Below are 21477 nucleotides of genomic sequence, written 5' to 3'. Positions count from 1 at the left end.
TGCTCCTCGAAGGTCTTGTCTACGTTGTTCACGCGTATGGTGTCTGGCCTGTCGAGCACGTCGAGCAGCGGCTTGTCGTACTCGTCGATGAGCACTACGCATCTCAGCCCCGTCTGTTCGTGTGCGGCGTGCAGCACGCGGAGGAACCGCGTGCTGAGCGTCTCTTCGATGGTCTGCAGCCCGTACTCCTGCTCCGCGCAACTGATGAAATAGTTGATGGCCTTGTACAGAGCGTCGGGCTGCGTGAAGTCCTGCGGGCCGAACGAGAGGTGGAACACGGGGTATTGCTTCCATTCGGTTTCCAGCTTGTCGATGGCCAGGCCCTTGAACAGCCCGTGCTCGCCGCGGAAATAATACTTCAGCGTGGAGACGAGCAGCGACTTCCCGAAGCGCCGCGGCCGGCTCAGGAAGTAGATTTTTCCCTGGGTCGCCATGTCGTAGACGAGGTCAGTCTTGTCCACATAGACGAAACCATCTTCGCGGATGCTCTTGAAGTCTTGTATTCCGATGGGGTATTTCATGTCGTTGCGCTTATGGATTCTTGCTGCAAATATAAGTCATATTGCCGAGACGGCAAAGGAAAGGGCGCGGTATTTCAGCTTCTGATTCTGCCTTTTTCCTCCTGGTTCCACTTTTTTGCCTCCTTTGCCGTGACGTTTCCTGCCGCCGTCCTTACGGCTCGAAGCCCTGCAATTCGCCGAGCAGACGGCACACGTAGGGGCGTTGCCAGTCGGAGAGGTGGAAGCGTTGGCCGTCGTAGAGCAGGATGTCGATGTCGGCCCGCACCACATGGGCCCGGCGGTCGGCCTCGGTGCGGCCTATGCTTTGCTCGATTTGCTTGGTGAGTCGGAGCAGCTCGTCGTAGTCCAACGCCGTGCGCGCCTCGGCCAACCCATTGAGATAGAGCGGCGAACGCACACCGATGGGCACCGTCCAGAGCGTGCGTGTGAAGCGAATGTCGCCCAGTGCAGCCCGCAGTTGCTGCTGCACCAGCCGGATGTGGTAGGTCTGCCGGGTGTTGGAACCCAGGCCAAGAACGATTCTGTGCAGGGCCATGACGGCACAAAAGTACGAAATAATGTTAACACCGGCGAAGAAATGTCGGCGAAAAACGGTAAATCCCAACTATTATTCCTATATTTGCCGCAATGGATCGGCCAATGGCCGACCCCGTTCCGAACCCCCTAAACACGTGAGCCCATGTTCCGATGGCTTTTTAGTCTTGTCCTGTTTGTCTGGTCGTCCACGATGTGGGCCGCCGTGCGCCCCGCACCCATCCGGGTGAACGGCATGGAGGTGAGCAAGAGCGTCACCGAGATTGCCATGGACGGCGACATGCTTTCCCTGCGTTGGAGCGACAATACCACGCTGTGCGGCGACATTGCCCGGCTGATGTTGCAGGTGGCCCAAACCGAATGTATCGACAAGTTGAAGCTGCTGGCGGTGAGCGGTTTTCAGGACCAGACGCTCCGTATCGACGGTCTTGAGCGGGGCGCCACGCTGTCCGTCTACAACCTGCAGGGCTCCAAGGTGATGGAACGCCGGGTGGACGACCGCCACACGGTGGTGGACATTCATCAGCTCAACACCGGCATCTACCTGTTGAAGTGCCGGTATATCGTTCTCAAGTTCGTGAAGCGCTGACGCCTCACACCCTCCTTTTATTTTCTCATAGCTTTTTCGGCCCGCGCTTTCTCGGTGAGGAAAGCGCGCTCGCCCGCCGTGTAACGGCTGTCGTCCCACCGTGCGAGTGTGGCGGCCATGCTGTCGGCCGCGGCCGTATCGGCGTGGTCGAGGGCCAGATAGAGGCAGATGCGCATCCGCAGCAGGCTGCGCACGCTGAGCCGCGGCCAGAGCGGACGCAGCCGTTCGGCGTGGGGCAGGGTGGGCTCGCCCAGGGCGCGGGCGGCCAGATAGTGGGCCAGGGCATAGGCTGCCCGGTCGGCCGCGAGAAACGTTTTGCAGCCCTCCAGCGCGCGTCGCACAACTTGCAGCTCGCCCGCCACGATGCCGCGTTCGGCCTGCCGCGGCCCGTCGGCCGGCAGTTCGTAGAGCAGCCGCAGGGCCAGGGCGGCGAGTCGGGTCACGTCGGCATCCACATTCTGCGAACGTGCCACGCGCCGTTCCACGGGCTGCACATAGCCGGGCTTGATGCGTGCCGCCACCACCGACACGCCGGGCAGGTCTACCACGAGATAGTCGCCCCGCTTGTGGGGCAGCCGTTGCACCACGCCCTCGATGCCTTCAAAGATTCCGTCCATGATGCGAATCCGTTCTCCCTTGGCCAAATGGAGCTCTTCCGGGCGGAAATACGTGAGCTTGGCCTCGGCGATGCCCGTGAGTCGCATGAAGTTGTCCATGTCGTCGTCGCGCACGAAGAGCGGCACCAGCCGCCCCCCGACGCGTTGCATGCGGAAGAAGACGTAGGGATTGTTGCGCGAGGAGTGCTTGTAGTCGCGCAGTTGGTCGATGGTGGCGCGGGCAAACACCAGCCCATGGGCAGCCGGCCGCAGCACGCGCTCGCGCCGTCCCTGCACCTGGGCCAGGGCGTACTGCATGGGTACGTAGGCCTCGAAGCCGCGCGCCCGGAGCTCGTCGCGCACGGCAAGCTCCTTTTTATAGTTGGCCGAGAGCACGTACCATCGGGTGTTTTCGCTGTCAGTTGTTGGCTGTTGTTCCATGTTGTTCCATGTCCGGCGCGTGTTTCATGGGGCGCCCTTTCGTCCATACAAAGTTAGGCATAATATTCGGGGGCGGCAAATCCGCCGCCTTTTTATTTTGCCTTTACGGCCATTTCGCGGTAAGATTTTGGCCTTTTGGCGTTGCGGAAACCTGCAAAAATGCTTAACTTTGCAAAAATATCATCATTTTCATTGCGGCCTTGTCCGGAGATGGCGTTGCCAACGCGCCCTCAGCCGGCCCCGGCCTCGGAAACTAAATTAGAACAGACAGATGAAACACCTCTTATCCGGTTGCCTGCTCCTTGCCCTTGCCGTGGGCTGCCCGGGGCCCGCCGCCGCCAAGAAGAAGCCGAAAGCCAAGCTCGGCGCACTCCTGTTTGGCAAGGATTCACTCTCCAAGGACGAGTACGGCAAGATTGTCAAGGGCGGCGTGAAGAAGCAAGGACTCTTTACCGTCATCTTCAAGGCCAAGGACAACAAACTCTATTTCGAGATTCCCGACTCTGCTTTCGGCCGCACCTACATGCTGGCCAACCGCGTGGCCTCGACCAGCAACGCCAAGGACTACGTGGCCGGACAGATGGTTGGCAACCCGATGGTCGTCAACTTCACCAAGGACGAGCGTTCGGTCTACATGAATCTGGTGCAGGCTGCCAACCTGGTGGCCGCCTCCGACCCCATCCGCGCCTCGTTCGACCGCAACTTTCTGAACCCCATTCTCAAGGCGTTTAAGATTGTGGCCACCCACGGCCACAGCGTGGTCATCGACGTGAGCGCTTTCTTCGGCACCAACGAGGCCTGCCTGAGCCCCATCAAAACCGACAGCCCCATCACCAAGCTGCTCGGCGGCGGCAACTCGCTCAAGGGCACCTACGTGGCCGACGCCTCGGGCCTGAACGAGGTGAAGGCCTTTGAGCGCAACATCGAAATCAAGAGCACGCTCAGCTACAACCTCACCGGCGGGCTCACGGCCACGCCCTATTCCGTGCGGATGCACCGCTCGCTCTTCGTGCTGCCCGACGACCCCATGCCCAAACGCTACCAGGACAACCGCGTGGGTTACTTCTCTGAGCTGCAGAATCTCTACAGCTCCGACAAGGACCGCGTGGAGCAACGTAGCTTCATCAGGCGGTGGCGCGTGGAGCCCAGGCCCGAGGACCGCGACCGCTACTTCCGCGGAGAGCTCGTGGAGCCGCAGCGCAAGATCGTGTTCTACGTCGATTCCGCCTTCCCCGCCAAGTGGCGCCAGACCATCAAGGACGGCATCCTCGTGTGGAACAAGGCGTTCGAGGCGGCCGGTTTCAAGCATGTGATCGAGGCCCGCGACTATCCCGCGGCCGACTCGCTCTTCGATCCCGACGACATGCGCTACAACTGTTTCAAGTACGCCACCACGGCCACGCCCAACGCCATGGGCCCCAGTCACAGCGATCCACGCACGGGCGAGATACTCTGCGCCGACGTGTTGTGGTACCACAACATCGTGTCGCTGCTCCACAACTGGCGCTTTGTCCAGACCGGAGCCGTGGACGAGCGCGTGCGCCGTCCGGTGTTCGACGACGAGCTGATGCGCCAGTCGATCAAGTATGCCGCCTCGCACGAGGTGGGCCACACGCTCGGACTGATGCACAACATGGGCGCCAGCTACGCCTTCCCCGTCGACTCGCTGCGCAGCCCCTCGTTCACCCGGCGTTACGGCACCACGCCCAGCATCATGGACTACGCCCGCAACAACTACGTGGCCCAGCCCGGCGACCCCGAACGGGGCGTCAGTCTGCTGCCGCCCGAGCTGGGCGTGTACGACGTCTACGCCATCAACTGGGGCTACCGGCTCGTTCCCGGGGCCGCCACGCCCGCCGAGGAGAAGCCCGAACTCGACCGCTGGATAGCCGCCAAGGCCGGCGATCCGATGTACGAATTCGGCGCACAGCAGATGCTTGGCACCATCGATCCCACCGACCTGACCGAGGATTTGGGCAACGACCACGTCAAGGCCGGCGACCTGGGCATCAGCAATCTCAAGATTGTGATGAGGCATCTGCTCGACTGGACCATGGAGCGCGGCGAGCGTTACGACGCCGTCGAGGACGTGTACAAGGAGCTGACGCGCCAGTACAGCCGCTACCTGGGCCACGTCATGCCCCTCGTGGGCGGCATCGAGTACAAGGAGGTGCGCCAGGGCGACGGCCAGCCCGCCGCCCGCCGCTTCGTTTCCCGCGCCCGTCAGCGCGAGGCCATGCACTGGCTGCTCCGCCAGGCGCGCAGCTACGACGCCTGGCTCACGCCCGCCGACGTGCTGAACAAGATGGAGATCGACCTCAACGTGAACGACAAGATACGCACCACTGTGGTGTCGTCGCTGCTCAATGGCGCCACGCTCTACCGCATCCGCGAGGGCGGCCTGGCCGACCCCCGCCTCAACTATCCCCTCGACACCTATCTGTCCGACCTCACCCAGGCACTCTTCATCGCCCCCCGCGGCGGCCGTTTGACCGCGGCTGAGCAGCAGCTCCAGGGGGCCGCCATTGCCCAGATGATGCGCGCTTCGGGGCTCGAAAAGGCCGAGCCCAAGAAAGCCGCGGCCGCGGCCGCCGACGTGGCAGCGTTCTGGCGCGACGCGACGGCCCCGTCAACGCTCTGCGATTACGGCCATATCGCGTCGTCTTTTTCCCGTATTAATCTCGGCTCTGCGGCGTTATCGCAGGGCGAACTCGGCGCAATCATGCTGGGCCGGCTGCGTGCAGTGCTGGCCAAGTACCGTTCCTACCGCAATCAGGCCGTGGGCGGCACGCGCGATTTCTACAATTATCAGGTGTTCGTCATCGAGCGCCTCCTGAATCATCAATAACCCATCAAGCTATGAGAATCAGACAGACAATCGTGTCGCTCCTGCTGCTCGCGGCCCCGGCGGCCGCCTGGGCGCAGGCCGGCGCCGTGAAAGGCAAGGTGGTCGACAGTGGCGGCGAGCCCGTCATTGGGGCCCAGGTGCGGTGGAAAGACACCAAGCTGGCCACCGTGACCAATGCCGACGGCGAGTTCACAATACCCCGAGACGCGCGCGCCAAGAGCCTGCTCGTGTCCTACATAGGCTATAAAACCAAGGAGGTGGCCCCAGCCTCCGGCCCCGTCAGCGTCACTATGGAGGACGATGCACAGAGTCTCGACGAGCTCGTCGTCGTGGGCTACGGCATCCAGAAGAAGTCGTCCATCACGGGTTCGGTGGAGACTGTCAAGGCCGAAGACCTGCTCATGATCCCCACTACCAACCTCGACCAGTCGCTGGCAGGCCAGGTTGCCGGCCTGCAGGTGATGCAAACCACCGGCGACCCCAGCACGGCACGCGAGGCGGCGATGAGCATCCGTGGCATCAACAGCGCGCCGCTGCTCGTCATCGACGGCGTGCCGCGCTTCGGAACCAACACCTCAGACGGCGAGACGCGCCTCTCCGACCTGAACCCCGACGACATCGAGAGCATCACAGTGCTCAAGGATGCCGCTGCCGCCGCCGTCTATGGAGCGCGCGCCGCCAACGGCGTGCTGCTGGTGCAGACCAAGCGCGCCAAGGCCAACGGCAAGATCAAGCTGGACTATCGCGGGCAGTACAACCTGCAACAGGCCACCCGTCTGCCCGAGTTCCTCGACGCCTACGAGTTTGCCAAGCTGCGCAACGTGGCCATTGCCAACTCGCCCACCACCACCCTCGAGCCCTACACCGACGAGCAGCTGGAGCAGATACGCACCCATTCCAACCCTAACGTGTATGGCAACGACAACATATTGGACTACCTCGATAAGACCGGCCACTCCACTTCGCACAGTGTTTCGGCCTCGGGCGGCAACGAGTTCGTGCGCTATTACCTCTCGCTGGGCTATGCCGGAAACAAGGGACTGTACAGCGGCGTGAAGCGCAGCCGACTCAACTACAGCGGCAAGCTCGACGCCACGCTGGCCAAAGGCCTCACTCTCTCGCTCGACTACACCGGCGCCAGCTCGCAGAGCAAGAACAGTAGCTATACCACCATCGACGCGGCCTACGCCTACTCGCCCGTGCAGGTGCTGCGCTTCAGCGACGGAAGCCTGGCCAGCGCCAACGGCAACAACCCCCTCATCAACATCTACGGACTGGGCGGATACATCAAGGACAACAGCAAGAACGCCACCATCACCGCCCGCCTGGCCTACGACTTCCCCATGGTCAAGGGCCTCTCGGCCTACCTGCGCGGCACGTTCGACGACAACCACCGCATCGAGACCGACTTCGACAAGCCCGTTACGCTCTACACCTACGACGAGAAGACCCGCTCGCTGGCCGTGGACCGCAACACCATCTACCCCTCGGCCAAGGTGTCGCAGCAGCAGACCGACCGCTTCTACACCAGCCAGCTCTACGAGGCAGGGCTCAACTTCAACCGCACTTTCGCCAGCAAGCACGACGTGGGGGCCACCCTTGTGGCCAACTACCAGCGGCTGCACAACCAGTACATGACCGGCCAGAACCTCGACAAGAGCAGCTTTCCCGAGACCATCGGCGTGTCCAAGGACTCCAAGCTCTCGGGCGACGAGAGCATCAACGAGCGCGCTTCGCTCATCGGCCGCGTCAACTACGGCTATGCCTACCGCTACTTCTTCGAGTTCAGCTTCCGTGTGGACGGCTCCACCAACTTCTCGCCCGACAATCGCTGGGGCTTCTTCCCCTCGCTGTCGGCCTCGTGGGTGCTGTCCAATGAGACGTTCTTCAAGAACTGGAAGCAGGACGTCGTCTCCAACGTCAAGCTCCGGGCCTCCACCGGATGGCTCGGCAACGACGGCCTGGTGGGTGCCTATTCCTACCTCACCAACTACACCGAGTCGGGCAATTACGGCTACAGCTTCGGCGGCTCCTACCGCCCTGGCCTCGTGCTCGAGGGCTATCCCAACGCCGCACTCACCTGGGGCAAGACCCACGACTACAACGTGGGCGCCGACCTGGGCTTCTGGGGCGGCCGCATCGGCCTGACGTTCGAGTACTACCTGCGCTACGAGACCGACAAGATCACCTCCGCACCCGAGTATCTCTTTCCGCCCTCGACCGGCGTCAACGGCAGCGTGCCGAGCATGAACTTCAGCAAGCTCAAGGCTTGGGGCTGGGACTTCACCCTGAGCCACCGCAACACCATCGGCAAGTTCAAGTATAATCTGGCCCTCTCCCTGGCCAAGAACGACGACAAATACCTGGACTATGGCGACGAGTCGGCACAGCTTCCGAACCTGCGTCGCAAAGGCCGCAGCAGTATGGTGTGGACCATGTATCAGGCCGACGGCCTCTTCAAGACGCAGGAAGAGATCGACGCCCACCGGCTCGACCAGGACGGACAAGGCAACGCCACCCTCGCGCCGGGCGACATCCGGTACGTCGATCAGAACAACGACGGCGTGCTCGACAACAACGATCGCATCTTCGTCAAGAACTCTTCCGTGCCCGATTTCGACTTCGGCATCCGCCTCGGAGCCTCTTACAAGGGCTTCTTCATCAACGCCATGTTCCAGGGCGAGAGCGGATACAAGCAGAATATACGCGATTACTACACGCTCGACAACGGCACACTGCAGAAGTTCCAGCGTTACCACCTCACCGAATCGTGGTCGCCCGAGAACCCAAACGGCCGCTATCCCCGCATCAAGTTCGTCACCACCAACGACAACAACCGCCTGGAATCCACCTTTTGGATACAGGATTGCAACTTCGTGAGGCTCAAGATGCTCAACCTCGGCTACTCCTTCCCCGCATCGCTGCTGCGTCCCCTCCACGTCTCCACCATGAGCATCGCCCTGCAGGGCAGCAACCTGCTCACGTGGTCGTCGCTTAAAGGCATGGACCCCGAGTCGCTTCGGGGTTACCCTATCCAGCGCAGCTACGGCCTTACACTCAACATTGGTTTCTAATCCACACTTTCACGTATGACACGCATGAGTTTCAAGAACTGTCTATATGCCGCTCTTCTCGCTGCGAGCACGGCCCAGCTGGCCTCCTGCGACGACATCTTCAGGACGGCTCCCATCAATAAAATCTCCGAAACCGAGGTCTGGCACAACTCCATGCTGCTCGACGAGTACGTCAATTCCTGGTACCACGGCATCGGGTCGGGCTTCAAAACCTTCGTGCCCAGCATCGCGCTGGTGAAGAGTGCGTCCAAATACTACATGCCTTGGTTCGGCGATCAGCTCACCGTGAGCAAGAGCGACTGGTTCAATGCCGGTTACGGCGACCTGCTCAAAGGCAGCGACCTCGAGCTCACCAACTGGGCGCGCTACAACTGGAACGCCTATTTCACCCAGATTCAGGCCATCAACAAGCTGTTTGCCAACGAGGGCAGCATCGCCGACGGCGACCAGAAGGCGCGTGTCGTGGGCGAGGCCCACTTCCTCCGCGGCTACTACTATTACCTGCTCTGGCGGCTCCACGGCGGCGTTACCATCATCGACCATCCCTACGACCCGCTGCAACATGCCGAGAAGTTTCCCCGCGCCACCTACGGGCAGATGCTCGACTTCATCGTGGCCGACGCCGACGCGGCCGCCAAGACGCTCCCCGCGAGCCACGCCGCAGCCAGCCAAGGCCGCGCCACCAAGGGCGCAGCCCTCATGCTCAAGGCCAAGGCCTGCCTGTGGGCGTCGGCCGAAGTGTTCCAGAACAAGCCCGACACGGCCGCCTCGCTGGGCTTCACCGGCGACCATGCGCACGAACTTCTGCTCAGGGCCAAGGCCGCCTACGAGGAGCTCATCGCCCTCGGCGCCTACCGGCTCATCCCCATTCAGGCCACCACGGAGCAGGGCATCAGCGAGGAATACCGCAAAATCTTCCTCACCAAGAACAGCGAAGAGTCGATCTTCGAGATTCAGCACTCCGACGATGGCGATTATGCCGTCAAGTTTGGACACACACTCGACCGCGATGCGGCCTCGCCATTCTTCACCGGTGTCACCGCAGCCTACACGCCGACACAGAACCATGTCGACGAGTACGGCATGCGCACGGGGGCCGTCTACGACCCCAAGCACCCCTATGCGAACCGCGATTACCGCTTCTATGCCAACGTGCTCTACGACGGTTGCACCTATCGCAACCACGTGATGGACATGCACTACACCGGCAAGCAGACGGGCGTCGACATCACAAAGTACGGCACCTCGGCCAGCGCGGCCTGTTCGCGCACGGGCTATTACATGGCCAAGTTCCTCGATCCGGCCCAGACCATCGACGACAACAAGACCTACGCCAGCAAGCAGAACTACATCATCTGGCGCTATGCAGAGGTTCTGCTCGACTATGCGGAGGTGCTCTTCCGCCTCGGCGACACCGCCGCCGCCCTGTCTCTGGTCAATCAAGTGCGGGCCCGTGTCCACATGGAGCCCCTCGTTTCCCTCGGTTGGGATCAGCTGGTGAACGAGCGGCGCGTGGAGCTTGCCTTTGAGGAGACCACGTATTGGGACTTCTTCCGCTGGGGTATTGCCGAGCAGAAGCTCAACGGCAGCAGCAACCCGCTCATGGCCATGCGCGTGGACCTCAATGCCGACGGCAGCTACAAGTACACCGTGAGCCGGCTCAACCGCTACCCGGGACGCATCCGCAAGTTCAACGCCAAGCAGTATTACCTGCCCATTCCCTGGAGCGAAGTCAAGTATCACGGCATCAAACAGAACCCGGGCTGGACGGAGATGTAACCCCTCCGCCCGCCCCTTTTATCAACTTAAAATAGAAAATGATGATGAAGAAGAGAATCTTTACACTCCTTGCACTGTCTCTTGGCCTCGCCGCCTCCGTGCCGGCGCAGACCGACTACAACTTCTTCCCGGCCGATTGCGTGGACGGCGACGGCTGGCTCTGGTTCGATTCGCAGGACAAGATCGACCGCTTTGTGGGTGCCATCGACAACGACAACTACTGCGCCAACGCCGCAGGCAAGGTCGTTCAGATGGCCGGAGCCAACTTCGAGCCCTATGAGGAGGCCTTCGCTTCGCCCACGGTGGTGGGCGTGGGACGCGACGGCAATGACGCCGAATCCATCGGCATTGGCAAGAAAGGCTCCAAGACGGGTGCCATTGTGCTGCCCGGCAGCAGCAAGAACACCCAGCGCAACGGCGGCGCCATCGTGCTCAAGCTGCCCTCGCTGGCCACGCTAAGCCTCAATGTGTCGTGCGCCAGCACGATGTATTACTATGTGGCCTCCACCACAAAGGCTGGGACGGCACTCGACAGCTACGAGCAGAAGTTCAACCGCTACAACCTCATTGGCTTCGGAAGACTGAGCTATGCGGGCAACTTCACTTGGAAAAACGTACATCAACTCACCAACGCGCAGGAGCAGACCATCGTTTCCGATGGGCCCATCTACGTGCTCATCCAGAACACCAGCGCCGACACGGCCTACGTGCACGGCGTCAGAATTACCACGCCGCGCCAGGAAACCACAGGCATCCGCACGCGCGTCGACGCGACGGCGCGCGTCGACGTGTATGCCGTGAACGGCACGCCGCTGGCCCTTCAGGCCGACGTGCAGGTGCTTTCCACGCTTCCCAAGGGCCTCTACATCGTGCGTAGGGGCAAGGAAGTGCGCAAGCTGGCTGTGCGCTGAACGCTCCGTACAAATTGAAAAATCCCACGCCCGGCAGGGGCGTGGGATTTTTTGATGGGGTCAGTGGGCCTTGAAAAGCGGCCGAAGAACAGCTTTACATCACCACCTTGACGGCCTTTTCGCCGGCTTTCACCACATAGACACCGCGGCCCAGCTGCACCGTGGCCTTGCCGCCAACGGCCTGACGCGTGTCGACGGTCTCGCCGGCGAGGCTGTACACCAGCACCGTCTCGCCCTCGGCAAGCCCGCTCACGCGCAGTTCGCCCTGTGCGACGCTCACGGCCGGCCCGGCGTTCCCGGCGGCAGTCACGCCGTTGGTTGTGGCGGTGACATAGAAATTGGTGGTGCGCATCACCTTGGTGCCCACGAATTTGGGGAATGCCGGCGTCGTCATGCTCACGTGCAGCGAGTCGGCCTGGCCTTTCAGGAAGGTGATTTTGCCGCCCTCCTCGCTGTAGTCCACACCCGCCACGAGCTCCTCGTCCTTGGCGTTGCTCACGGCAAACACCGTTGCCTGGGGTGCGTCGGCCAGGCCCTTGATTTGCGTCTGGGCCGAGAGGTCGAGCACGTCGCCCTGCCTGAAGTCCTTCTGCACCTCCATGGCGCGCTGCGGCGCATAGTTGAAACGGGTTGCCGTGGCAAACGTTCCGGGCACGGGCAGCGTGGCCAGGGTGAAGCTGTTGCCCATGATGTTCAGCGTCTTGCGCTTGGCGGTCGAGGCCACAAAGGCGTCGCTCAGCTTGAGTTCCGTCAGCAAGTTGTTGTTCAGCGAGAGCGATTCCAGGCCCGTCAGGCTGCTGCCGTCGAAGCTCGTCAGTGTATTGTTGTTCATGCTGATGAGCAGACCGGCGGTGTTGTTCTCGCCGAACTTCACGCTCGAGAGCCCGCAGTTGAGTATGTAGACGGTTTTCAGCTTGTTGTTGGCCGAGAAATCGACGGTCGGGATGGCGTTGTCCGAGAGGTAAATCTTGTACAGCTCCGTGTTCTTCGACAGGTCGACGGCGGTCAGCCGGTTGTTGCTCAGCGTGAGGTTGTGCAGTTTCACGTTGGCTGTGAGGTCGATATTCTCGAGCAGATTGTTCGAGAGTTCGAGCAAGTACAGCTCCGTGTTCTTCGACAGGTCGATAGCCGTCAGCTCGTGGGTGGGCGCATAAAGATAGCGCAGTGCGGGCAGGTTCGACACGTTCAGCTCGCTGATCTTCGCCTCGTCCTTGCGGTAAGAGCAGTCCAGCACGGTGATGTCGTCGCTGTAAATCTTCACTTCGCCGGTGCCTACGGCCGTTCCGGTCACGTTGGTTGTGGTCTGATAGCCGTCGTCCATCTTGATGGCTTCGGTCGGTACGAGTGTGCCGTCGCCCCAGTCTATGTTGATGGAGGCCACGTCCTTGCTTGTTGCCAGCCCCAGGGTGAGCGGCTTGCCGTCCACGGCTGTCTTCAAGGTGATGGAAGGATGGGTCTGTGCAGACAGAGCCATGCAAAAGGCCACGGAGGCCAAAGAGAGTAAAGTCTTCTTCATAAGCGGTAATAATAATAATGTGAATGACGTCTCCGCAAAAGTATTAAATTATTTGAATAAATTACGATTTCGGCCTTAAAAAGTTCCATTTTTATATTAATTGGCTTAACTTTGCTTGTCTTCGGGCCGTATTCGCCCGCCAATTAGCCTCGAAACCACCAATTTTTCACGATATGAAGAAGATTTACCTGTCCAGCCTCCTGCTGCTCGCGGCCCTGTTGTTGCCGCTGCATGCTACGGCGGCCGCCACCAACAAGGGCGACCTTTCCAATCTGGTTTGCTTCATTCAGTTTGCCGACGACACCGAGGAGGAGGCGTTCACGCGCCCGTTCCCGGCCTACGACAAGCTGTTCAACGACGACCGTCCCGACTCGCTCTCCCTGTTCAACTACTTCAAGCGCGCCTCCTACGGCCAGTTGTCGTGGCGCACCGGTTTCTTCCCGGCCCCAAATTCGGGGGCGGTTGTGGCCTGCCGCACCAAGTACGAGCGCGGTTATTACCAGCCCTATCAGGCCGGCATCAACGACAGTGGATACAAGGACGACGTGGCCGGCGCGGCCCGTTTGCAGGCCCTCGTCATCGAGATTGCCAACTATTTGGACAAGCATTTGCCCGCCGACCAGACACTCGATGCTGACCAGGACGGCTTCATCGACAACCTGACCTACGTCTTCAGCGGCAACTCCGACCGCTCGGCCTCGCACATGCTCTGGCCCAAGCGCCTCGACGTGCTCACGGCTCCGGGCAAGGAAGTCTACGTGCACGGCAAGCGATTCGTGGGTTGCCTCATGGTCTTCGACCAGGCCAACGGCTACCGCAGCGCGTTCTCCGGCGGACTGGAACCCATCGACCTCAACCTGGGCCTCGTCTGCCACGAGAGCTCCCACTCGCTCGGCACCTACGATCTCTACCATGCCAACGACTCGCAGACGCCCGTGGGCATGTGGGACCTCATGTCCAACCAGGGACTTCTGCCCCAGCAAATGATGGTCTACACCAAGATGAAGTACTGCCATTGGGTGGACAGCATCCCCGAAATTTCGGTTCCCGGCACCTACAAACTCAACCCCGTGGGCGGCCCCGACAAGGAAAACATAGCCTATAAAATCCATCCGCTGGGCTCCGACGAATACTTCGTCGTGGAGTATCGGCGGCGCGAGGCCGGCGACATCTCCCTGCCGGAGAGCGGCCTGCTGGTCTACCGCATCAACCCGCGGACCTCGGGCGGCAACGTGAACTACAACGGCACGACCATCCTCGACGAGACCTACGTGTTCCGTCCCGGCGGCAGCCTCACCTCCGACGGAACCATCGCGAAGGCCGTGCTCAGTGCCGAGAGCGGCCGCACGGCCTTTGGAGGCGCCGCGCCCGACAAGCCATTCTACAGCGACGGCACCGTAGCCAACTTCGCCATCAGCCAGGTGTCGGCCTGCGGCGAGACCATCACGTTCACGCTCGGACAGACCGAACAGCGCATCGTCCTCTCCGACTCGGCCCTCATGCTCGCCGGCACGGCGGGCAGTGCAGGCAGCCTGACCGTCGCCTCGGACGTGGAATGGCAGATCCGCAACGTGCCCGACTGGCTCATGCCGTCGGCCGTACAGGGCCCCTCGGGCACCACGCAGCTGGTGTTTGTGGCCGCTGCCGACAACACCGACTCCAAGGTGCGACAGGCCGTGATCACCGTCGCCGCCACGCACAACCCCGCCCTGCAGCAGCAGTTCACCGTGGCCCAGGTGTCCAATCTGGTGTCCATGCCCAACGGTCTGCACGCCGTCATCGACTCCTCCGGCGTGTCGCTCTCGTGGAATGCGGTGCCCGTGGGCAAGAAAATACTGAGTGAAGACTTCGAGAACACCGACAATCCCAACGGATGGCAAATGCAGAACGTGGGCACGCGCGGCTGGCACTGGCAGCTGAAAAACCGCACCTACAAGGCCTACGACGGCAACTACAGCGCGGCCATGTGGTCGGCCTGGGACTCCGAGAGCCAGAACGAGACGCTCACTTCGCCCACCCTCGACCATGCCACGACGCTGGTGTTCCAGTCGTGCAACACGGGCATGGGGCTCTTTCCGGTCAAGAATCCACAGGAGTACAACGTGGAGGTGAGCTCCGACAACGGCGCCACCTGGCACGTGCTGCTCGAGGTTCGCAGCCTCGGCGGCAGGGAAACGAGCAACAAATACATGGAAGTGGCCGTCGACCTTTCGGCCTACGCCTCCAGCCAGATGCGCGTGCGCTTCCACGCTTTCGACAAGCCGCTCGACCCGGCCGACCCCATCGGACTGGCCTACAACTGGATGGTGGACAACATTGAGCTCTATGCCGCCGATGCCTCGCACACCCTGCAGGGCTACCGCGTCTATCGCAACGGCGAGCTCATAGGCACTGCCCCCACGCCGTCGTTCGTCGACAAGGCCCCCCTGCCGGGCACCAACGTCTATACCGTAGCCGCCGTAACGAGCAAGGGCGAGTCGTCGGCCTCGCAGCCGGCCACGGTCAACGTCACGCCCACGGGCATCCGCACCGCCGTGCGCACCCTGTTGCCGGCCGGCGTCTACATGCTTGGCGGCATCCGTGTGGCCGATAGCGCCCGGGGTTTGGCCAAGGGCGTCTACATCGTCCGCGGCACCGACGCCGCCGGTCGCGCCACCGCACGCAAGATGGTGGTGAGGTAGACCGTTTGCCATTCACCCGACAAGGCGTTGTCTTTACGCCGTAACGGCATTCCGTCTACGGCGTAAAGACAACGCCGTTACGGCGTAATCGCAATGCGTTTGCGCCGTGTTTTCAGACAGAACAACGTGTGTTGGATGTGGCTGCGCGGTGTGTTTAAAGACATAGTAACAGAATAACATGTGGCTGGCGCGGTGATATTTTAGACATAACAACATATAGAACACATCGCGTCAGCCACATGTTATTCTGTTACTATGTCTTTAAACACAGTGCGCCAGCCACATGTTATTCTGTTACTATGTCTTTAAACACAGTGCGCCAGCCAATATGTTATTCTGTTGTTATGTCTAAAAACCACCCGTTGTTCTGTCTAACCCCCCGTGTTGTTCTGTCTATCCCCCCATCACGAATCCGGCAAGCGACTCTGTTCTCCTGTCTGACGCACTGCGATGGCCCTGCAAAAGATATTTTGTCCAACAATGGAGATTTTCCAATGAAATCGTTGCGGGAATCGGGAAAAATCGTTAAGTTTGCAGCTATAACCAAAAACTAATGAATTTCAAGTCAAGCAAGCTATACCGATTGATGCGCGGAACCTATCGCCTCTACCGTGACGGGTTCAGGGAAATGACGCTGGGGCGTACGCTGTGGGCCGTCATTCTGATAAAGCTGTTCGTCATCTTCGCCGTGCTCAAGCTGTTTTTCTTCCCCAATTTCATCAGCGACCATGCGCAGAAAGGACACGAGCCGGAGTTTGTCTCCTCGCGCATCCTTCCTGCTCCGCAGCCGTAAATTTAATTCTTAACCAATATGTTCAATTTGTTACTCGACATTACCAGCTCAACAGTAGACTGGTCCAGAGCCCAGTTTGCGCTGACGGCGATCTATCACTGGCTGTTTGTCCCGCTCACGCTGGGCCTTGCCGTGATTATGGGCATCGCAGAGACTTGTTACTATCGCACGCAGAAGGCTTTCTGGCGGGACGTGGCCCGTTTCTGGCAGAAGCTCTTCGGCATCAACTTTGCCATGGGCGTGGCCACGGGAATCATCCTCGAATTCGAGTTCGGCACCAACTGGAGTAACTACTCCTGGATGGTGGGCGACGTGTTTGGAGCCCCGCTGGCCATCGAGGGCATCGTGGCTTTCTTCATGGAGAGCACGTTCGTGGCCGTGATGTTCTTCGGTTGGGACAAGGTGTCGCGCGGCTTCCACCTGGCCGCCACCTGGCTCACCGGCCTCGGCGCAACCATTTCGGCCTGGTGGATTCTGGTGGCCAACTCGTGGATGCAGTACCCCGTGGGCCAGCAGTTCAACCCCGACACCATGCGTTTTGAGATGACCTCGTTCATGGATGTGGCGTTCTCGCCCTTTGCCGTAGACAAGTTTTTCCACACCATCACCTCGTCGTGGATCATCGGCGCCGTGTTTGCCGTGGGCGTGAGCTGCTGGTATCTGCTGAAGAAGCGCGAGCTGCAGCTGGCCCGGGCCAGCATCAAGATTGGCGCGGGAGTGGGTCTGGTGGCCTCGTTGCTGGCCGCCGCCACGGGCGACAACTCGGCCTACATGGTGGCAAAGGTGCAGCCCATGAAGCTGGCCACGATGGAAGCGCTCTACAACGGCGGCACCAACCAGGGCCTTACGCTGGTCTCGATGGTGAGCCCCATCGGCCAGCCCGACTACGAACGCCAGGCCGAACCGCCCATGCGGCTGGCTGTTCCGGGGGTGCTCTCACTGCTGGCCACGCACTCGACAGACGGTTATGTGCCGGGCGTGAACGACCTCATCAAGGGCTACACCCGCGAGGACGGCACCCGCGAGCCCTCGTATGCCGAGAAGATGGCCAGCGGCAAGAAAGCCATCGTGGCCCTGCAGACCTACCGTGCGGCCATGGCCCGCGCCAAGAAGGGCGAGCCCATGCCGGCCGAGGCCAAGGCGCAGCTGCCCGTGCTGCGCGACAACATCAAGTATTTCGGCTACGGATACATCAAGGACGTGCACGAGTTGGTGCCCAATATTCCCTTGATGTTCTACGCTTTCCGCGTGATGGTGGGGCTGGGTGTGCTGTTCATCGCGTTCTTTGCGGTGGTGCTTTTCGTGGTTTACCGCAAGGACATCACCCGCATGCGCTGGTTGCAGCTGGCTGGCGTGGCCCTCATCCCGCTGGCTTATGTGGCCAGCGAGGCGGGTTGGGTGGTGGCCGAGATGGGCCGCCAGCCGTGGACCATCCAGGACATGCTGCCCGTAGGCGTGGCCGTGTCCGACATTCCGGCCGGCAGCGTCGCCCTCACGTTCTTCCTTTTCCTGGCTCTTTTCACCACGATGCTCGTCGTAGAGGTGAGCATTCTGTGCAAGCAGATCAGGCGGGGACCGGAATACAATTCATAATTCAAAATTCAAGATTCAAAATTTTTCCGGCATCCCGTGCTGCGTTCGCAAGTCATCATTTAAAATGTTCTTGGAATACGGTTCATCGTTCGCAAGTCATAGTTCAAGATGTTTTTGGAATGCCGTGCTGCATTCGCAAGTCAGAGTTCAAAATTTTAAAGCAACAAATAAAAATGAGTTACGAATTTCTGCAATCATACTGGTGGTTCATCGTGTCGCTGATGGCCGCTTTTCTGGTGTTCCTGCTCTTTGTGCAGGGAGCCAATTCGCTCATCTTCAATCTGGGCAAGACGGTCGAAGAACGTCGTCTCGTGGTCAACTCCACGGGCCGCAAGTGGGAGTTTACGTTTACCACGCTGGTCACTTTCGGCGCCTCGTTCTTTGCCTCGTTCCCCCTTTTCTACAGCACCAGCTTCGGTGGAGCCTACTGGGTGTGGATGCTCATCCTGTTCTCCTTTGTGGTCCAGGCCGTGAGCTATGAGTTTCAGCACAAGCTGGGCAACCTCTTCGGCCCGAAGACGTTCCAGGCCTGCCTGGTGTTCAACGGCGTGGTGGGCCCGCTTCTGCTGGGTGGCGCGGTGGCCACGTTCTTCAACGGCAGCAATTTCGTCATCGAAAAAGCCAACATGATGACCTCTGTGCAACCCGTCATCAGCCGCTGGGCCAACGCCAGCAGCGGCCTCGACGCCCTGCTCGACGTGTGGAATCTGGTGTTCGGCGTGGCCGTGTTCCTGCTGGCCCGCGTGCTGGGCATCCTCTACGTGCACAACAATGTGGCCGACGACGAGATACGTCGGCGCACCCGCACGCAGCTCGTCTGGAACATGGCGGCTTTCCTCGTGTTCTTCCTCGCCTTTCTGCTGCGCACCCTTCTCAAGGCCGGCTACGCCTACGACCCAGCTACGGGGCTCATCTTCATGGAGTCTTACAAGTACCTGCACAACCTCATCGCCATGTGGCCCCTCACGCTGGTGCTGCTCGTGGGTGTGGTGCTGCTGCTCTTCGGCGTAGCCCGCACCGTGCTGGTCAAGGACTATGTGCGCGGCATTTGGCCCGCGGGCATCGGTGTAATCCTCGTGGTGCTGGTGCTCTTCCTCTGCGTGGGCTGGAACAACACGGCGTTCTATCCCTCCAACGCCGACCTGCAGAGCTCGCTTACCATCCGCAACAGCTCCAGCAGCGAGACCACGCTGCGCGCCATGGCCTACGTGTCGCTGCTGGTGCCGGTCATCCTGGCCTATGCCGCGTATGCGTGGCGGGCCATCGACAAGAAGAAGATAGACCGCCGCGAAATCAGCGAGGGCGAGGCCTATTGACCCGCGCGCCGGCCTTCCGGCCCCCATACCACAGCATCATCGGGCAGCCCCCGGCGTGTCGTCGCGGCACGGGGGCTGCCCGATGCTTTTGCCCCCGAGGGGGCATCGTGAGCGAGCGCGGTCGTGGAGGCTCTGCGTTGACGGCGCAATGGCAGGGCGATTGCACGGAAAAGGCGATGCGGTTACGGCGTAACGGCATCGCCTTTGCGGCGTGGAGGCGGAGCGGGTGCGCCGCCGTGGCGGCTGCTTGCGGCAGGGCGGGCGGGACGGGGAGCGGCGGTCAGCGCAGCCGGTTGAGCAGTGGGGCCTTGCCGTCGTCGATGAGTTTGAGCACCAGCTCGCCGAAAAGCGTGTTGGCCCAGGCAAACCAGGGGCGGGTGTAACTGGTGGCGTCGTCCACGTTGAACGACTCGTGCATGAAGCCCGTGCCGCCGTCGGTGTGCATGAGCATGGTCATGTATCGGGCAATCTCTTCGTCGTCGCGGGCAGTGAACACCTTCATCATGATGCTCATGGGCCAGGCCAGCTGCCGTCCGGCATGGGGCCCGCCGATGCCTTCGCCCGCCCGTCCGCGGAAGAACCAGGGGTTGTCGTCGCTCCAGACAAAGCGGCGCGTGTTCTGATAGATGGGGTCTGCGGGATCCACGTCGCCCAGATAGGCCAGGCTGAGCAGGCTCGGCACGTTGGCATCGTCGGCCAGCAGGTGGTTGCCGTAGCCGTCTACCTCGAAAGCGTAGATGTCGCCATACTTGGGATGGGGGTACACGGCATGTTGCTTCAGGGCGGCGCTCACCTCGCGGGCCAGCCGTGCGCAGTCGTCGGCCAGGCGGGCGTCGCCGTTGGTCTTGCGCAGAATCTCGGCGGCTTTGTTCATGGCCGAGACGGCCATGAAGTTGGAGGGCACGAGGAAAGGAAAGGTGGTGGCGTCGTCGCTCGGCCGGAACACCGAGGCGATGAGGCCCACGGGCTTCGCCGGCGCGCCGTAGCCGCCCCAGCCCACGGTGTCGTAGGTGCGGTCGGTGACGCGGTAGAATCGATAGCTGCCCAGCCCGTCCTTGCGCTGTTGCTCGCGGAAAGTCTTCACCACGGCGGCGATGGCCCTTTGCCAGGCATCGCCGAAGATGGTGTCGTCGCCCGTGGCCAGCCAGTAAGCGTAGGCCAGGCGGATGGGGTAGCAGAGGGAGTCGATTTCGTATTTGCGCTCGTAGACTTCCTTTTTCATGTCGGTCTCGTCGGTCTGCCAGCCCGCGCCGGTGGGGCCGTCGTTGAATGCGTTGGCATAGGGATCGATGGCCATGAGCTTGAACTGGCGCAGAATGACGCCGCGGATGAGCCGGCGCAGCTTCGGGTCCTTGCGGACAAACGGCACGTAAGGCCATACCTGCGCACCGGAGTCGCGCAGCCACATGGCCGGGATGTCGCCGGTATAGACAAAGGTGTCGTCGTCGCCGTCGGGCTGTCGGTAGTGTGCAGTGGTCTCCAGCGTGTTGGGAAAGCAGTTCCCGAACATCCAGGCCAGCCTGGGATTGTCCTTTAGAATGCGCTTCACTTCCTTGATTTTCTGGTCGATCACCTCGGAGCGGAACAGGCGTTGCTCCACGGGCGGGCGCTTGGAGATGTACTCGGCGGCGTGGTCGTCGGCCACGGTGGTGGTGTATCGCGGCTCCACTTGCACGTCTTGGGCGTGCAGTGCGGGTGCGGCGGCTGTCAGGCACAGCGCGAGGGCCAGGGTGCGGGTGATGGGATGGTACATGGCGGGTTGGGTGTTGGCGGTGGATGTTGGGGTCGAGTTTGGGTTGTTTTTCGTTGATGGTCTTGTCCGTATGGCGCAAATATAGCCATTATTTTCCGGTTTTCAAGCCTTTTCGCCCGATTTTTACGGTGTCTGTCATTCCCTTTCCAGCCTCCTCAAGCATGTTTCAGTCGTTTCAACAATGCTTGTCGCCGCTTTTTCTCTCGCATATATATAATAATGTGAGTTCTGTTTTTGTGTCCTTTATTTGTCCGTTAAAGCGAAAAATTCGTTTTTCATCTGTATTTTTTTGCTTGATTGTTTGGTTGTTTCCGGTTCAATGTCTACCTTTGCACTCGCTTTCCGCCTGTGTGGCGGTTTGCGTTTAGGAAAGAGTTCTTTGAAAGTATTTACATAGACAGAGTAGTAGTACAAGAAGCAAGTCCCCGTTCCTGTTTTTATTGGGTTTCGGGGAATTGGGTATGAATGAGAACCGTCCGATTCATTTTGGATGAGATTCACAGGTTTTACTTGAACTTCGATACATTTCCAG

Annotated in this window: 15 protein-coding genes; 9 read left to right on the top strand and 6 right to left on the bottom strand. The window is 60.7% G+C overall.

All coding sequences use genetic code 11. From position 1 onward, the window contains the following. A partial coding sequence (locus tag L888_RS13855) for an AAA family ATPase (protein WP_156924999.1) occupies positions 1-521 on the bottom strand: 521 nt, incomplete at its 3' end. Positions 522-672: 151 nt separating this feature from the next. Next, on the bottom strand, positions 673-1056 hold the full coding sequence (locus tag L888_RS0110390; RefSeq protein WP_027952846.1) for a 2-amino-4-hydroxy-6-hydroxymethyldihydropteridine diphosphokinase: 384 nt from the start codon (positions 1054-1056) through the stop codon (positions 673-675). A gap of 144 nt (positions 1057-1200) precedes the next feature. Between L888_RS0110390 and L888_RS0110385 the strand changes: the two genes are divergently transcribed. Further along, complete coding sequence (locus L888_RS0110385; protein WP_027952845.1) at positions 1201-1644, top strand: T9SS type A sorting domain-containing protein; 444 nt, start codon at positions 1201-1203, stop codon at positions 1642-1644. Between the two features lie 17 nt (positions 1645-1661). On the opposite strand, the gene L888_RS0110380 is transcribed toward L888_RS0110385, so the two are convergent. Then, positions 1662-2681 (bottom strand): UpxY family transcription antiterminator, encoded by a 1020-nt coding sequence (locus tag L888_RS0110380; RefSeq protein WP_027952844.1) that lies wholly within the window; start codon positions 2679-2681, stop codon positions 1662-1664. 271 nt (positions 2682-2952) lie between these two features. Here L888_RS0110380 and L888_RS0110375 point away from each other — a divergent pair, with 271 nt between their 5' ends. The 4 genes from L888_RS0110375 to L888_RS0110360 are packed head-to-tail and all read left to right on the top strand — an operon-like array spanning position 2953 to position 11293. Beyond that, entirely contained in the window at positions 2953-5529 is a 2577-nt protein-coding gene (locus tag L888_RS0110375) for a zinc-dependent metalloprotease (protein ID WP_027952843.1), read from the top strand. Between the two features lie 11 nt (positions 5530-5540). Further along, the gene (locus L888_RS0110370; protein WP_027952842.1) at positions 5541-8603 is read left to right on the top strand and encodes a SusC/RagA family TonB-linked outer membrane protein; all 3063 of its coding nucleotides are present in this window, start codon (positions 5541-5543) and stop codon (positions 8601-8603) included. Between the two features lie 24 nt (positions 8604-8627). Next, positions 8628-10382 carry a RagB/SusD family nutrient uptake outer membrane protein gene (locus tag L888_RS0110365; RefSeq protein WP_027952841.1) on the top strand — a complete coding sequence of 585 codons (1755 nt, stop codon included), beginning with the start codon at positions 8628-8630 and terminating at the stop codon, positions 10380-10382. A gap of 41 nt (positions 10383-10423) precedes the next feature. Next, on the top strand, positions 10424-11293 hold the full coding sequence (locus L888_RS0110360) for a hypothetical protein (RefSeq protein WP_245594867.1): 870 nt from the start codon (positions 10424-10426) through the stop codon (positions 11291-11293). A 94-nt stretch (positions 11294-11387) separates the two neighbouring features. On the opposite strand, the gene L888_RS0110355 is transcribed toward L888_RS0110360, so the two are convergent. Next, positions 11388-12809, bottom strand: coding sequence for a leucine-rich repeat domain-containing protein (locus tag L888_RS0110355; RefSeq protein ID WP_027952839.1), 1422 nt, complete (start codon positions 12807-12809; stop codon positions 11388-11390). A 173-nt stretch (positions 12810-12982) separates the two neighbouring features. Between L888_RS0110355 and L888_RS0110350 the strand changes: the two genes are divergently transcribed. From L888_RS0110350 to L888_RS0110335, 4 genes are all read left to right on the top strand, one after another. After that, positions 12983-15490 (top strand): choice-of-anchor J domain-containing protein, encoded by a 2508-nt coding sequence (locus L888_RS0110350; RefSeq protein ID WP_027952838.1) that lies wholly within the window; start codon positions 12983-12985, stop codon positions 15488-15490. Positions 15491-16043: 553 nt separating this feature from the next. After that, positions 16044-16283 carry a DUF4492 domain-containing protein gene (locus L888_RS0110345; RefSeq protein WP_027952837.1) on the top strand — a complete coding sequence of 80 codons (240 nt, stop codon included), beginning with the start codon at positions 16044-16046 and terminating at the stop codon, positions 16281-16283. An 18-nt stretch (positions 16284-16301) separates the two neighbouring features. After that, positions 16302-17876 carry a cytochrome ubiquinol oxidase subunit I gene (locus tag L888_RS0110340; protein ID WP_005847419.1) on the top strand — a complete coding sequence of 525 codons (1575 nt, stop codon included), beginning with the start codon at positions 16302-16304 and terminating at the stop codon, positions 17874-17876. Between the two features lie 173 nt (positions 17877-18049). Beyond that, on the top strand, positions 18050-19192 hold the full coding sequence (locus tag L888_RS0110335; RefSeq protein WP_027952836.1) for a cytochrome d ubiquinol oxidase subunit II: 1143 nt from the start codon (positions 18050-18052) through the stop codon (positions 19190-19192). Between the two features lie 280 nt (positions 19193-19472). Here L888_RS0110335 and L888_RS0110330 read toward each other — a convergent pair whose 3' ends face one another. Together L888_RS0110330 and L888_RS14770 are read right to left on the bottom strand one after the other, a co-directional pair. Next, positions 19473-20945, bottom strand: a complete 1473-nt coding sequence (locus tag L888_RS0110330; RefSeq protein ID WP_027952835.1) for a glycoside hydrolase family 125 protein — start codon at positions 20943-20945, stop codon at positions 19473-19475. A gap of 243 nt (positions 20946-21188) precedes the next feature. Further along, positions 21189-21477 (bottom strand): hypothetical protein (locus L888_RS14770; RefSeq protein WP_211234605.1); only part of this gene is annotated, 289 nt, incomplete at its 5' end.

The organism is Hallella seregens ATCC 51272, from assembly GCF_000518545.1.
GTDB lineage: Bacteria > Bacteroidota > Bacteroidia > Bacteroidales > Bacteroidaceae > Prevotella > Prevotella seregens.
The sequence above is the reverse complement of the archived record's forward strand: the minus strand, read 5'-3'. Positions and strand labels throughout refer to the sequence as shown.